We start from the raw sequence: 14,506 nt of genomic DNA on the forward strand, positions 1-14,506 counted from the left end.
TTATTCTTGGTATCTAACAATTGGAGTACAGTTCAGAATAGGGTCTCTTTTAGTCAATATCAACATTAATGTTTAGCCGTGTTTATTTTTTAAAAAAATATATAAATATTTATCTAAATTTTCTAAAAATATTGACAAAAACACTTTCAATTTTTATACTTATGGCAGCTTGTATGAATGTAATGGACTGTTAATAAGTCATTTTGTAATATTTAATAATGAAAGCGTTTTTATAAGGGGGAGAAGAAATATGATGATGGATGTCCCATTAACAATTAATTCGATGATCGAAAGAGCAGAGAAGTTATTTCCAAAGAAAGAAATTATCTCTCGTACACATAGCACAATTACACGATTAACGTATAAGGAGTTAGGTGAGCGGACGAGACGGTTGTCTAGTGCGTTGCAAAAATTAGGTGTGAAGCAAGGGGAACGAGTTGGCACATTAGCATGGAATCACCATCGTCATGTAGAAGCCTATTTTGCGATTCCTGGTATTGGTGCTGTCCTGCATACGATTAACATTCGTTTATCCCAGCAACACATTTCTTATATTATTAACCATGCAGAGGACCGTATTTTACTCATAGATGAAGATATGGTACCGCTTATTGAGAAAATTCAAGGGGAATTATCAACTGTACAAGCTTATATCATCATGACTGATGAAAAAGAACTTCCAGAAACTTCACTTCAACCTGTATACCACTATGAAAAACTTCTTGAAGAAGGAGATCCTAATTTTCCATTTTTAAAAGATATTGATGAAAATATGCCAGCTGGTATGTGTTATACATCGGCTACGACAGGTAATCCGAAAGGCGTCGTATATACGCATCGCAGTACTGTTTTGCATAGTATGTCGCTTGGACTTGCAGATACAACGGCAGTTTCTGAAAGTGATGCTGCTATGCCGATTGTTCCAATGTTTCATGTAAACGCTTGGGGATTGCCGTTTGCAGCAACATGGTTTGGATCCAAGCAAGTTCTTCCTGGGCCGATGTTTACACCGAAGATTTTATTAGAAATGATGCAGGAAGAAAAAGTAACAATCGCAGCTGGTGTTCCAACAATTTGGCTTGGTGTGCTGCAAGAATTAGAAAAAAATTGTTATGATTTATCAAATATAAGACGATTTTTATGCGGCGGAGCAGCTGCGCCGAAAAGTGTGATTGCAGCATTTGAACAAAAATACAATGTTCCGTTCGTACATGCATATGGAATGACAGAAACAAGTCCGCTTGTTACGCTTGCACGTTTGAAAAGTTATGAACGCGAACTACCTTATGAAGAACAACTTACAATACGGGCGAAGCAGGGTTATTTAGTGCCTGGTGTAGAGATGAAAGTTGTTGGAGAAAAAGGAGAGGTAGCATGGGACGGACAGCAAATGGGCGAGCTGTGTTTACGTGCTCCTTGGATTGCGGCAAGTTATTATAAAGACGAACGAACAGTAGATGGATTTCGAGATGGATGGTTATATACAGGAGATGTCGTTACGGTGGATGAAGAGGGATGTATTAAGATTGTTGATCGTACGAAAGATGTAATCAAAAGCGGAGGAGAATGGATTTCATCTGTTGATTTAGAAAATGCCTTAATGGCACATGAAGCAATATTTGAGGCGGCTGTTGTCGCAGTTCCTCATAAACAGTGGCAAGAGCGTCCTGTTGCATGCGTTGTTGTAAAACAAGATCAATCTGTTACAAAAGAAGAATTATATGACTTTTTAAAACCGCAATTTGCAAAATGGTGGTTACCAGATGAGATTGTTTTTCTGAAAGAAATTCCAAAAACTTCAGTCGGGAAATTTTTGAAGCAAGCACTTCGAAAAGAACTAGAGGAATTCTATATAGAAGATTAATTTTTTGTAAAGATAATCATATTTTGTTAGTAGTGTAAAATAGCGTATGTATGAAAAATTATAATAAGAAGGTATGTGACTTTATACATCGTTATCAATGGAGAATGTGTATGAAAGTAAATATAATGTGGGATTTTGATGGTACTTTAGTAGATAGTTATCGTGTATTTGTACGTATGTTTAAAAGAGTTGTAGAAGAACACATACATGAAGATGATATTATGAAACATTTAAAGATTTCATTTACACATGCAGTAAAATATTATGGGTTATCACAGCAACAAATTGATTAAATATTCTCATGGAAAGGTCTGTGCATCCATGAGAGTATCAACCGTTTCCTAGAGTAGAAAAAGTATTACAAAGAGCGCATCGTAATTGTATTGTAACTCATAATTCGAAGAAAGAAGTATTGCGGATATTAAAATATTATGGATGGGAAGATGGATTTCTTAAAAAGCCAAATCCAGAATCATATGTTCATATGCAAAAGAAATATGCTATCAATTTCGTTGTGGGAGATCGTGAGTTAGACATTATACCGGCTACAAAACTAGGAATTACAACATGTGCTTTTCAAAACGAAGCAATCCCAGGCGCAGATTATTACATTGATTCATATCATCAGTTATTTCATATTCTGAAGGAGAAGAGTATGCAAATATAAAAGAAACACAAGAAGCAATTTATGCTTCTTGTGTTTCTTTTTGCGTATGAATAAGGTGTGATAAAAATGCTTCGCCTGTCACAGTTGCTTTACCGCCGCCGCGTGCGCTTTTTGGATTCCCTCCGCCTTTTCCTTCTATTAGAGGAAGGGCTGTTTTTAAAAGGGTATTCATATTTAGCTTAACGGCTGGACCACATGCACAAATGCATTGTAAGTTTTCGCCGTTTTGTGTAACAAGATATGTAATGGCGTGGTCATCTTTCTCTGTAAGGATAGCTGCTAATTTAGCAAGTTCCTGCATAGAACGCTCTGTATAGATAACGGCAATTTGTTTGCCATATGAAGTTTCTTCTGCTTGCTGTAACAATTCATTTGCTTCTACAAGAATGAGTTTTTCATTGGCTGCTTGCAACGCTTTTTCATTTTCCTTTTGAGCAGAAAGGAGCTGTTTTATTTTGTTTGCAATATTGCTTTCTTTACTATGTAAATGCTGTGCGGCATCTTTCAAGAGGAAATGATTGCGCTGCATTAGTTCAATTGTACGCCATCCGCAAACAAATGTAAGGCGAATGTTTCCTTTATGACGCTCCCAATTGATAATTTGAATTGGGCCGACTTCGCCCGTTTGTTTTGGATGCGTACCACCACATCCGTTAAAATCAAGATTTTCAATAATCACAACACGAATATTTTCTGTTACAGTTGGTTCTTTTCGCAAAGGAAGTTGCTTTGCTTCTTCTAGATTTACCCACCGAACTGTAATTGGACGGTTTTCAAGGACAATTTGATTTGCAAGATTTGCAGCTTCCTCAGCTATTTCGAAAGAGAGGTCAGAAGTTTCTAAATCAATTGTTACAATTTCTCTTCCTAGGTGAAAACCGATCGTTGGAATATTGAAGTGATCCCAAAATATCGCGGACAAAATATGCTGCCCGGCATGTTGTTGTATATGATCGAAACGACGTTTCCAAGAAACATATCCCGTTACTTCATTTGTATGAATCACTTCAGTAATGTAATGACGAATTTCACCATCTATTTCTTCCACATTTATAACAGGAGTGTCATTTAATTGCCCTGTATCATGGGGCTGACCACCGCCCGTTGGATAAAAAGCTGTTTGTGTTAATACAACATATAAATTGTCGTCTTTGTCACGTTCCTGTTTTGTAATTTGAGCTGTAAAGGTTTGTAAATATGGATCTTTATAAAATAATTTGTGATTCACAACCTTACTCCTTTCAAACTTAGCTTTATAAATATAAATTTAAAAATCGACATAAAACCCCACTTTTTTCTCCCGCAGGAAAGGTTTAAAGCAAAAGGAGAAAGCTAATGGCAGTCCTGTTGTATTCTACATAGCAGCGACTTATATGTCGAAAAATTAAAATGGACATATATAGTTCTATTGTAAAACACTACGTATAATTTTCCTAATATTTCATAAGAAAAATTCTCTTTTTTAGAATTTTCTTGCTATAATGAGAAAAAGGGGACATAACGGGGGTGGATGATATGTTGTATGAAAATGGCGTACGCAAACTGATTCATCTAAACACAAATATTTCTGAACTATATCGAGAATTGAATGAAATGACCCGTCATTTAAAAGAATGTAACCGTGAAAGTGTAATATTTGATCGGTTATATGTGAAAGAATTATTATGGAAAAAAGAAGAGATAGTTTCTATGTATGATCAGCTCCTCGTTCAACTTTGCATCAATGAATGTTTTGATATGAAAAGTTTCATTTCTGGAGAATATGCTTATACACATGAAGAAGTAGAGAACTATGTAGCAGAATTTAATAGTAAACATAATGTGAATATTTTAGTAGAGGAAGTATTAAAAGAATTACAGTTTACATATGGTATTGATATGGAGCTGAAACGAACAGTTCGTGTTTAAGAAAATGAAAATTATGGTTTCAAAGGAAGCTGTTTTTCAGCTTTCTTTTTCTTTACGTTGCATTTAGATATAGAGAAGGTGAAAGAGATGAAGGGGAAGTTAGGAAGCATTCATCCAATTGGGATGACTATCATTTTTGGAACATTATTTGCAAGATTTGCAACATCGATGAGTATTCCGTTTTTAGCAATTTACTTAACGAATGCAAAAGAAATATCAGCAGGCGTTACAGGAGCAATTATTGGAACAAGTGCATTAGTGGGGGTATTTGCAAGTTTTATTGGCGGGAATTTATCAGATCGTTACGGGCGAAAGAAGATTATGTTATCCTCTATTATAGTTTGGATTCTTGTCTTTATTGGGTTTGGATTTGCGGAGCATGTTGCTGCATTTTTCCTCCTAAATGCACTAAATGGGATGTGTCGTTCATTTTTTGAACCAACGTCCCGCGCTTTATTATCTGATTTAACAAAACCGGAGCACCGCTTAATGGTGTTTAACTTACGTTACGGTGCTATTAATGTTGGTGTTGCGATTGGACCACTTGTTGGTCTTCAGATTGGCAGTGCTGAATCAACAACACCATTTTTTATAGCGGCTATTATGTATGTTCTTTATACAATTATACTTGTATTACAATTTCGAAAGTATCATGTTGGAGAGGAAAAAACAGAAGAGAGAGAACGAGTTACGTTTATAGATTCCTTGCGCATTATAAGAAAAGACATTGTTTTTTTAGTTGCATTAATTGGAATTATTATTAGTACAGCAGGATACGCACAGTTTTCATCAACGCTTTCTCAATATTTTGCGAAGTCTCATCTATTTGAAAATGGAGTGGAATTATTTTCTTATGCATTAGCATTAAACGCAATTACTGTAGTAATCGTTCAGTACCCACTCATTCAAGTTTGTAAAAAATATACACCGCTCGTATCAATTATGATCGGTACAATATTTGTTAGTACAGGATTATGTGGATTTGGATTCGCGGAATCAATGTGGGCTGTTTTTGTTTGGACGGTCATATTTACAATTGGAGAAGTATTAATGTTTTGCATGACAGATGTGTTTATTGATCAAATTGCGGTTGCGAATTTAAAGGGAACATATTTTGGGGCAATGGGATTTTCAGGGATCGGATCTGTTATTGGGCCATGGTTTGGTGGGCTTCTGTTAGATTATTACGGTTATCACAGTGGTTTTACGATTTTTGTAATTTTGGCGATTTTTTCTATGCTTGCATTTCCAATTCTTTTATTGACGAGAAGTTTGCTTCGTAAAAGAACGATGGAAGAAAAAATAGGAAGTACAAATGTAATGTGATTTAGAATTAAGGTTCCGAAATGAAAAAGGTGGATAATTGTAATCAGCCACCTTTTTTCGTATACATTTATATTTTTTCGGTTGCAGAAAGGGCATTTCTTATATGACTTAATAAATTTGTATACAATTATTTTATAAGGAGAACAGTTCTTTCTGTTAGTTGCGCTGCTTCTGTTTTAGATATGTGAATGGCAAGAAGACCATTTTCAAGATAGGCTAACATTTTTTTATATATAATAGTAGCTGGTAAGAAAATCATATGCTGCAAGGCGGAATTATTATTAGATATGTTAATTTGTAGACCTGTCTCCATCTTTTTAATAAAAATATTTTGCTCAACTATGTTCGGGATATCAGCTTCTAAAATATATTCTTGTTCTGTTTCAAAAAGGTCAACGTGAATATCGTTTGGTGAGGGGGAGTTTGTGTATAAATCGGAGCAAAATTGATTCATCCATTCTTCAAAGCCATCAACATGAAAAAGGCAGTCTTTTTTCTTTTGCTTGCCCATTGTAAGAAAACCTCCGTAAAATTTCATTCATAATACGATATTCACTTTGAAATTAGAGGTGAAAAGGAAAGAGGAAATGTGCTTTTCAAAAAGGGGAGATAGTATAAATATATGATAAATAGACAGTGCACATGCACTGTCTATTTTTTTACATATCATGGTGAGCGTGATTTTTTTGGCGGGAATGTTTTCGATTTTTTACTTTGTGTGATCCGCTTAATGGTTCCGGTTGTCCGCCAGAAACCTGTCCTTGCGGTGAATTTTTACGAATGGATTTGCTGTTGTTTTTCTCCATTTATACTACCCCTCTTTTTATTAAGCTTTAGCGATTAATCAAATCAACGATAAAGCTCGATTAGCGAAACGTATCAGCTGAGGAAGAGCACTACGCCTAAAGTTTCGCTTTATCTTAGGATGAGAGAACTTCATAAATTTATACGAGAATGTTTTTTGAGAAAAAGGTAAAAGATAATGGAGAGTAATGACAGAAAGGGGAATGATTATGCCGTACCACAAGGATAAACAACAAGCATTTCAAGCTGCGCAGCAAGGAATAACAGATGCAGAAAACGTGTATAACAACATTGTGAAAAACGATCCGAATTATGCCCAGGACTTAAAACATTTACGTCAAGAAGTGCAAGAAGCATATGAACAAATCCAAAATGCATTAGAAGTTGCTTCTGAAACACAGCGAACGCAATTACAACAGTATGAACAAGATTTAGGGCAGATTATGCAAAATGTGGAGGAAGCGCGTGATTATTAGGTTGTTGAGCTTCCTCAGCAGCCTTTTCACATAAAAAGAGGTAATAATGATAAATAAAACGAACCGCATTATAATCAGTTGTCTAATCATAGTGTTAAGCTTGATGGAAATTGAGAAAGTCGATGCAAAGATGTTAATGAGAAAAGAGTTAGAGCCTACTGGTTATGTAACGTGGGAAGTACCAACGAATGAGAAAATAATAGCAATTACTTTCGATGATGGTCCGGATCCTACATATACACCGCAAATTTTAAATGTATTACGCGAATACCACGCAGAAGCGACTTTTTTTATGATTGGCTTCAGAGTTCAGCGTAATCCATATTTAATCAAACAAGTACTAAAAGATGGTCATGAAATTGGAAATCATACAATGAACCATTTGTATGCACGGAATACAAATGGACAAAAGCTCGAGAATGATATTCTAGAGGGGAAAAAATATTTGGAAAAGTGGGTAGAGAAACCACTCCTTTTCCGTCCACCTGGTGGTTATATTAATGAATCGGTGTTTAAAACAGCGACAGAAGCAGGATATCAAATTGTATTATGGTCATGGCACCAGGACCCAAAGGATTGGTCTAATCCTGGGAAAGATAAAATTGTACAACATGTACTAAGCAATGCAAGAAGTGGTGATATTGTTTTACTACATGACGGCGGAGCTGATAGAAGTCAAACTGTTGAAGCATTAAAAGAAATTTTGCCAGTCTTACAAAAACAAGGGTATCGCTTTGTGAAAGTGTCAGAGTTATTAAAGTACAAGCATTGAAAAATCCCAAAAGATTATCTTTTGGGATTTTGAGTTATTGATTCTTTTTACGCTTTTTATTGTTTTGGCGTTGTGCAGGTGTTAATGGCTCATTCGAAAATTCCTCATTGTATCCTGTACCTTGTCCTTGTGCAGAGGCAGCATTCATTCCAGGAATGACATGGTTTGCTTTACGTTTTCCCATTATTATCCCCCTTAGTCAGCCATGAGAATTTGAATAGTTCGGTTCATTTATAAAGTAAAATACCTTCTTAAAAGAAGTTTCACTTTATAGGAATAGTATCTGTTAACGGGAAAATTATTATACAGCAACGAGGTTATAAAGAAAACTTATGATAAACCATAAGTTTCTTATTGTTTACTTATCCTTTAAGTTGTAATAATATATTATCGTAAGGTATTGAAAAATTCGTCTACATTTTATATTCAGACAATTTCAGTCACGTTTAACAGGGGGGTAACCATAATGGTAAAACACAATCCATTTAACACTCGCGCAACATTTGAAGTAGATGGAAACACGTATCACTATTATAGTTTGAAAGCGCTTGAAAATGCAGGGGTAGGTAATGTTTCTAAATTACCTTATTCGGTTAAAGTATTACTTGAGTCAGTACTTCGTCAAGTTGATGGCCGTGTTATTAAAGATGAACATGTTGAAAATTTAGCGAAATGGGGAACGAAAGATATTCAAGATATCGATGTACCGTTTAAACCATCTCGCGTTATCTTACAAGACTTTACAGGAGTTCCAGCTGTTGTTGATTTAGCTTCTCTTCGTAAAGCAATGGCAGATATGGGCGGAGATCCTGATAAAATCAATCCAGAAATTACAGTTGATCTTGTTATTGACCATTCTGTACAGGTTGATAGAGCGGGTTCAGCAGATGCGCTTCAATTTAACATGGATTTAGAATTCAAACGTAATGAAGAACGTTATAAATTTTTGAGCTGGGCACAAAAATCATTTGATAACTACCGTGCAGTTCCACCAGCAACAGGTATCGTTCACCAAGTAAACCTTGAGTATTTAGCGCCAGTTGTGCATGCAGTGAAAAATGCTGAAGGTGAACTTGTTGCATACCCAGATTCATTAGTAGGAACAGATTCTCATACAACGATGATTAACGGTATTGGCGTTCTTGGATGGGGCGTTGGTGGTATTGAAGCAGAAGCTGGAATGCTTGGACAGCCTTCATACTTCCCAGTACCAGAAGTAATCGGTGTGAAATTAACAGGTACACTTCCAAGTGGTACAACAGCAACAGACGTTGCATTAAAAGTAACACAAGTATTACGTCAAAAAGGTGTAGTTGGAAAATTCGTTGAATTCTTCGGTAGCGGTTTACAAAGTATGCCACTAGCTGACCGTGCAACAATTTCTAACATGGCACCAGAGTACGGCGCGACTTGTGGATTCTTCCCAATCGATGATATTTCATTAGATTACTTACGTTTAACAGGAAGAAGCGAAGAACAAATTCGTATCGTTGAAGAATATTGTAAAGCGAACGGCTTATTCTATACAGCTGATAGTCAAGATCCAATCTATACAGATCTTGTTGAAATTGATTTAAATACAATTGAGTCTAACCTTTCTGGTCCGAAACGTCCACAAGACTTAATTCCTCTTTCTAACATGAGAGATGAGTTCCGTAAAGCTGTTGTGGCACCGGTTGGTAACCAAGGATTTGGCTTCGCAGAGCAAGAATTTGATAAAGAAGTGAAAGTAGTATTAGAAGATGAAGAAGTAACGATGAAAACAGGTGCAATTGCAATTGCTGCGATTACAAGCTGTACAAATACATCTAACCCATATGTATTAATTGGTGCAGGTTTAGTTGCGAAAAAAGCAATTGAAAAAGGACTTAAAGTACCTGGTTATGTAAAAACTTCATTAGCACCAGGATCTAAAGTTGTTACGGAATACTTAGATAAGTCTGGATTAACAACTTATTTAGATCAATTAGGTTTCCAAACAGTAGGTTATGGCTGTACAACTTGTATCGGTAACTCTGGCCCATTAGCACCAGAATTAGAAGAATCAATCGCTGCAAATGACCTATTAGTAACATCTGTATTATCTGGTAACCGTAACTTTGAAGGTCGTATTCATCCTCTTGTAAAAGCAAACTACTTAGCATCACCACCGCTTGTAGTTGCATATGCACTTGCTGGTACAGTAGATATCGACTTGAAAAATGATGCAATCGGTAACGATGCAAACGGCAACCCAATTTACTTTAATGAAATTTGGCCAACAGCGGCAGAAATCGAAGAAGTTGTACAAAATGTTGTAACATCTGAACTATTTAAGAAAGAATATGCACAAGTATTTAACAGCAACGAACGTTGGAACGAAATCCAAACTTCAAACGAAGCGTTATATACTTGGGATAATGACTCAACATATATCCAAAACCCACCGTTCTTTGAAGGATTATCTAAAGAACCAGGTGAAGTAGAAGCACTTTCAGGACTACGCGTTGTTGGTAAATTTGGTGATTCTGTAACAACAGACCACATTTCACCAGCAGGATCTATCGGTAAAAACACACCAGCAGGCCGTTACTTATTAGAAAATGGCGTACAGCCAGTTGACTTCAACTCTTACGGTTCTCGCCGTGGTAACCATGAAGTTATGATGCGTGGTACATTTGCGAACATCCGCATTAAAAACCAAATCGCACCTGGCACAGAAGGTGGATTCACAACATACTGGCCAACAGGCGAAGTGACATCTATCTATGATGCAGCAATGAAATACAAACAAGACGGCACAGGTCTTCTTGTAATCGCTGGTAAAGACTACGGTATGGGAAGCTCACGTGACTGGGCTGCAAAAGGTACAAACCTTTTAGGCATCAAAGCAGTTATCGCAGAAAGCTTCGAGCGTATCCACCGCAGTAACCTAGTATTAATGGGCGTATTACCATTACAATTTAAAGATGGTGAAAGCTCAGAAACATTAGGTCTTACTGGTCAAGAGTCATTTGAAATTCAAATCGATAAAACAGTAAAACCACGCGACCTTGTAACAGTAGTTGCAACTGACCTTGATGGAAACAAAAAACAATTTGAAGTTGTAGCACGCTTCGACAGCGAAGTAGAAATCGACTACTACCGTCACGGCGGTATCTTACAAATGGTTCTTCGTGAGAAATTAGAAGAGTCTAAGGTTTCTAACTAAGTTTAGATTTCAATAATTTTAAATGAACAATAGTTTAGTAGTTTCTAGATTAGTATAAATATTTACACTGTATGAAAAAGGGAAGCTAACGAAAGTTATCTTCTCTTTTTTTATAATTGCGAATCGGCTCGGTATCGTTAAAAAGATTTTTGACATAAAGGAAATAAAACAATCGGTAATTTTTGTTGTTATATTATAAAAGTTTCGGAGGGAACAATGATGAAAGGAAATAAAAAAGAGCTACAAATAAACGACAAATCGATTCGTTATACACATTTCGAAATGGGTTCCAAAACGATTTGCTTTATGTTTTCAGGTTCAGGTTACAATTACGATAAACCATTGTTTTATTACGCGACAATGGCAATGCTCCAAAATAAAATTGATATTGTCCATGTCCATTACTCCTATAATGAGCAACCAACGAAAAATAATATTGAAAAGATAACAAAGATAATGATGGATGATATTAATCCTGTGATTTTAGATGTTTTAAAAAATGGACAATATGACAATTCTATTTTTTTAGGAAAATCACTCGGAACAATACCAATCGCGAATGACTTAATGAAGAGAGAAGAATTCCTAAAGTCAAAAATGATTTTATTTACTCCTCTAATAAATTTTGATTCGATCTTTGACTCAATCTTGAATAGTCAACATCAAGGGCTTTTCGTCATCGGGGATAAAGATCATTATTACAATGCAAATCAAATTGACCAATTAAGTAAATCGAATTTAAAAGTTGATGTAATTCAAAATGCAAATCATTCCTTAAATGTTGGAGAATATGAAACAACAAATTCAATTTTAGCTTTATCAAGGGTAATAGAAAAACTCCAAGAAACCGTTAGGACAAATTAGTGATAAACTGATAGGATCAAAAGTGCTAATTGCACCTCTTTTGCATTTTGTACTTCAAATTTAACCCCGTTACTATTCAAAGAGTTGCATTATTATGCTTTTAAACTTTCAGCACCTGAAGATGCAGGTTGCTGTTTTCCTGGTTTCACAAATACCATGGCTAGCATAGCAATAACGACTGCAATCGCAGCAGCAAGGAACATGGCTTGATATCCAGAAGTACACAGAGCCTAGAAATAAATTGTACTTACAACTGAATGAGTTGGTGAAAGGGTTAAATCGAATCTTACAAGGATTTAAAAATTACTACAGCTTATCTCCAATTGTTCAGAAATGGCTTAGCAAAATAGACTGGTACGTTCTAGAGAGATTCAATCTTTTCTGAAACAAGCAAAGAAATATTCGAAAGAAACATGGTCGTTTTAAGGACATGATAAAGAAAATACCATACACACTCGTGAAAGTAGGAAGCTAGAATAAACTGAAAACCAAAGAAATTTGTTTCAGTTTTCTACTCTACTCAAAACTTGGCATTTTATTTATCACCCATTGATTATTTTCATAACTGAATTCTATTTCTACATCTTTTGTTACATTTGCATACTCGTTATATGTCTCCACTTTTGCTGCTAACTTACCATCCTTTAATTGAGAAGAAGTAATCTTTATATATTTAGTTGCAGCTTTTGAACTTGGATCTCCAATAACATAGTGCATTTTTCCGTCTATTTCTTTTACATATTCACTTTGCATATATTCCGTAATAAATTGTTTTGAGAAATATGTAGACAATGTAGTTTCTAACGCTTTTTTTGTATTATATGCGGGGATGAGCAATTCCCCGTACGAAAAACGCCCCATTGATTTTGAATTCCCTGTGAATGCTCTCGTTTGGATATAGGTGAGTTCTTTTTGTGCATTTAATACTTTGTTTAACATTGCGTCATTAGGTAACGGTTTATCTTTTATTTCATTTGATTTTTTTGTCTTCAGATTTAAAATAACGCCATTATCTGTATATAGATACATATCTCCTGCTATAAAATATAAATAAGATTTAGAAGGTTCAAGAGCTTTGTTATAGATTAATTCTTCACTTCCACCATTGATTTTTCTCTTATACACACCGTCATTTTTTACATAATAAAAAGTATCCCCTGTTATGTTCATCTGTAAGACGTCCTGTATTAATAGCTTTTCTGTATTTTGCTGAACGTCTAACTCGTATATACCGTGCGTAGCTTTATGTGCTTCAAAAGGGAGCGAAAAATCTACAACAGCATATAGTTTTTCATCATGATATACCGCACTAGATATTTCTGCATACTTTTCCTTTGACCAGGTTTTGTTATTCTTGGTAACCTGTCTTCCACGATTTTTATTCCAATGTAGAATACTATCATCTATTGTTTGAGCCCAACCAGTGTATTTAGGTGTAGTTTCCTCTTCTTGTCCTGTTTTCAAATCCATTTTTATAATCCCTACAATATCAAAACCACCATGCTCCGAGTATTTTTTCGGATAAAACAAAGTTTGATCTTTTATATATACGTAACTTGTATCTGTTTTCAATGTATCGAGTTTTTTAGCTGAAATGTCATACTTCATTAAAGAAGGCAGTTCATTTGAACCTGTATTATCATTTGTCGCCATATGGATAAAATATAAAGATTGATTGCTTATATTTATATAAGAGGCATTTACATCTTTTACTAAAAGTTCTGATGTTTGAAAATAATCCTTTGTACGATAAATACCTTTTGTATTCTTACTTCCATTGACCGCATAATAAATCCAACCATCACTTTCGACCATTTTCCCTTTGTTAGAAATGTTCCCAACCGTATTTCCTCTTTTTTCAGCCTCTTTTATTTGCTGCTGTACTATTGAATCAGTTTGTGTATCCTTTTTTTCTTTCTTGACATTTGTTGTATTTGCTGTTTTGTTTTCTGCTTCACAACCAAAAAGAGAAATTGAAATGGCCATGGTTGCAATAATAACTATTGTTTTTTCATAAATGTTCCCCATTGTTTGCCTCCTTATGATATTTCAATAGAATTAAATATTGGTAGTAATTGTCTACTTGCGTTTGATTATACGTGCTTTTGTGAATAAAAACAATTTTCTGTTTATTTTCCATTTGAAGCCGATAACAAGAATTAGTTTTACAAAAGGCACAAAATGTTAAACTCAAAAAAACAGTAATTTTATGTGCATGTACTGATATCGCTGTTTTTTGTATAAATATTCAAAACATAATATATCAAAGACTGTTTTTTTCTCGTATCGATGAGATTTTCGTCCGTTGTGTTGTAGGAGGTTAAACAGACGAAGCAAAATCTTTGATAGTTCCTAGGTGTCTTTTTGTATAGTTTGGAGCAGAAGAGAAAAATAGTCTTTAATCATATACATAGTTTTATATTCACTTAGCTCTTGTTTCCTCTTTATGAGAAGTAATTTCCGCATTTGAAACATAATAGAGGACAGAGTAGAATGGCAATTAGTTCCCCATACAAACACGCTATTCTTTCCTATGATTCTATAGAAAGAATAGCGTATTTTTATTATTTTTGGGATTAATTTCTTGATTTTCATGGAAATGTATTTATAAATCCAAAATATGGTTGACATTACG

The 14,506-nt window shown here is 35.0% G+C and carries 15 protein-coding genes and 1 pseudogene; 10 read left to right on the forward strand and 6 right to left on the reverse strand.

All coding sequences use genetic code 11. From position 1 onward, the window contains the following. Positions 1-250 precede the first annotated feature (250 nt). The 3 genes from AB1280_RS03795 (at position 251) to AB1280_RS03805 (ending at position 2,531) form a co-directional block, all read left to right on the forward strand. Positions 251-1,864 carry a long-chain fatty acid--CoA ligase gene (locus AB1280_RS03795; protein WP_272191207.1) on the forward strand — a complete coding sequence of 538 codons (1,614 nt, stop codon included), beginning with the start codon at positions 251-253 and terminating at the stop codon, positions 1,862-1,864. Positions 1,865-1,974: 110 nt separating this feature from the next. Further along, positions 1,975-2,157 (forward strand): HAD hydrolase-like protein, encoded by a 183-nt coding sequence (locus tag AB1280_RS03800; RefSeq protein WP_272191206.1) that lies wholly within the window; start codon positions 1,975-1,977, stop codon positions 2,155-2,157. Positions 2,158-2,246: 89 nt separating this feature from the next. Next, positions 2,247-2,531: an HAD hydrolase-like protein gene (locus tag AB1280_RS03805; protein ID WP_429757262.1), complete on the forward strand. Its 285-nt coding sequence runs from the start codon at positions 2,247-2,249 to the stop codon at positions 2,529-2,531. Between the two features lie 19 nt (positions 2,532-2,550). On the opposite strand, the gene AB1280_RS03810 is transcribed toward AB1280_RS03805, so the two are convergent. Then, complete coding sequence (locus tag AB1280_RS03810) at positions 2,551-3,759, reverse strand: alanyl-tRNA editing protein (protein WP_272191205.1); 1,209 nt, start codon at positions 3,757-3,759, stop codon at positions 2,551-2,553. 287 nt (positions 3,760-4,046) lie between these two features. Here AB1280_RS03810 and AB1280_RS03815 point away from each other — a divergent pair, with 287 nt between their 5' ends. Both AB1280_RS03815 and AB1280_RS03820 read left to right on the forward strand, forming a co-directional pair. Next, entirely contained in the window at positions 4,047-4,439 is a 393-nt protein-coding gene (locus tag AB1280_RS03815; RefSeq protein WP_272191253.1) for a hypothetical protein, read from the forward strand. A gap of 87 nt (positions 4,440-4,526) precedes the next feature. After that, positions 4,527-5,765 carry an MDR family MFS transporter gene (locus AB1280_RS03820; protein ID WP_429754921.1) on the forward strand — a complete coding sequence of 413 codons (1,239 nt, stop codon included), beginning with the start codon at positions 4,527-4,529 and terminating at the stop codon, positions 5,763-5,765. Positions 5,766-5,892: 127 nt separating this feature from the next. Here AB1280_RS03820 and AB1280_RS03825 read toward each other — a convergent pair whose 3' ends face one another. Continuing rightward, positions 5,893-6,276 (reverse strand): Hsp20/alpha crystallin family protein, encoded by a 384-nt coding sequence (locus tag AB1280_RS03825; protein WP_272191203.1) that lies wholly within the window; start codon positions 6,274-6,276, stop codon positions 5,893-5,895. Between the two features lie 148 nt (positions 6,277-6,424). Further along, positions 6,425-6,571 carry a small acid-soluble spore protein P gene (locus tag AB1280_RS03830; protein ID WP_020063100.1) on the reverse strand — a complete coding sequence of 49 codons (147 nt, stop codon included), beginning with the start codon at positions 6,569-6,571 and terminating at the stop codon, positions 6,425-6,427. A 207-nt stretch (positions 6,572-6,778) separates the two neighbouring features. Between AB1280_RS03830 and AB1280_RS03835 the strand changes: the two genes are divergently transcribed. Together AB1280_RS03835 and AB1280_RS03840 are read left to right on the forward strand one after the other, a co-directional pair. Continuing rightward, complete coding sequence (locus AB1280_RS03835) at positions 6,779-7,045, forward strand: hypothetical protein (protein WP_272191202.1); 267 nt, start codon at positions 6,779-6,781, stop codon at positions 7,043-7,045. Between the two features lie 103 nt (positions 7,046-7,148). Continuing rightward, entirely contained in the window at positions 7,149-7,817 is a 669-nt protein-coding gene (locus AB1280_RS03840; protein WP_429757263.1) for a polysaccharide deacetylase family protein, read from the forward strand. A 34-nt stretch (positions 7,818-7,851) separates the two neighbouring features. Here the strand turns inward: AB1280_RS03840 and sspO are convergent, their stop codons facing one another. Next, positions 7,852-8,001, reverse strand: coding sequence for a small acid-soluble spore protein O (gene sspO / locus AB1280_RS03845; protein WP_020063103.1), 150 nt, complete (start codon positions 7,999-8,001; stop codon positions 7,852-7,854). A gap of 282 nt (positions 8,002-8,283) precedes the next feature. On the opposite strand from sspO, the gene acnA reads away from it, so the two are divergent. The 3 genes from acnA (at position 8,284) to AB1280_RS03860 (ending at position 12,256) form a co-directional block, all read left to right on the forward strand. Then, on the forward strand, positions 8,284-11,007 hold the full coding sequence (gene acnA, locus AB1280_RS03850) for an aconitate hydratase AcnA (RefSeq protein WP_429754922.1): 2,724 nt from the start codon (positions 8,284-8,286) through the stop codon (positions 11,005-11,007). A 219-nt stretch (positions 11,008-11,226) separates the two neighbouring features. Next, positions 11,227-11,871, forward strand: a complete 645-nt coding sequence (locus AB1280_RS03855; protein ID WP_272191251.1) for an alpha/beta family hydrolase — start codon at positions 11,227-11,229, stop codon at positions 11,869-11,871. A 241-nt stretch (positions 11,872-12,112) separates the two neighbouring features. Continuing rightward, the gene (locus tag AB1280_RS03860) at positions 12,113-12,256 is read left to right on the forward strand and encodes a group II intron maturase-specific domain-containing protein (protein ID WP_272191199.1); all 144 of its coding nucleotides are present in this window, start codon (positions 12,113-12,115) and stop codon (positions 12,254-12,256) included. A gap of 131 nt (positions 12,257-12,387) precedes the next feature. On the opposite strand, the gene AB1280_RS03865 is transcribed toward AB1280_RS03860, so the two are convergent. Continuing rightward, positions 12,388-13,899, reverse strand: a complete 1,512-nt coding sequence (locus AB1280_RS03865) for a DUF5050 domain-containing protein (protein WP_429754923.1) — start codon at positions 13,897-13,899, stop codon at positions 12,388-12,390. A 162-nt stretch (positions 13,900-14,061) separates the two neighbouring features. Continuing rightward, positions 14,062-14,402 (reverse strand): annotated as a pseudogene (locus AB1280_RS03870) (IS4 family transposase); the annotation flags it as partial. Positions 14,403-14,506 lie beyond the last annotated feature (104 nt).

It is taken from the genome of Bacillus sp. S10(2024) (genome assembly GCF_050473865.1).
Classification (GTDB): Bacteria; Bacillota; Bacilli; order Bacillales; family Bacillaceae_G; genus Bacillus_A.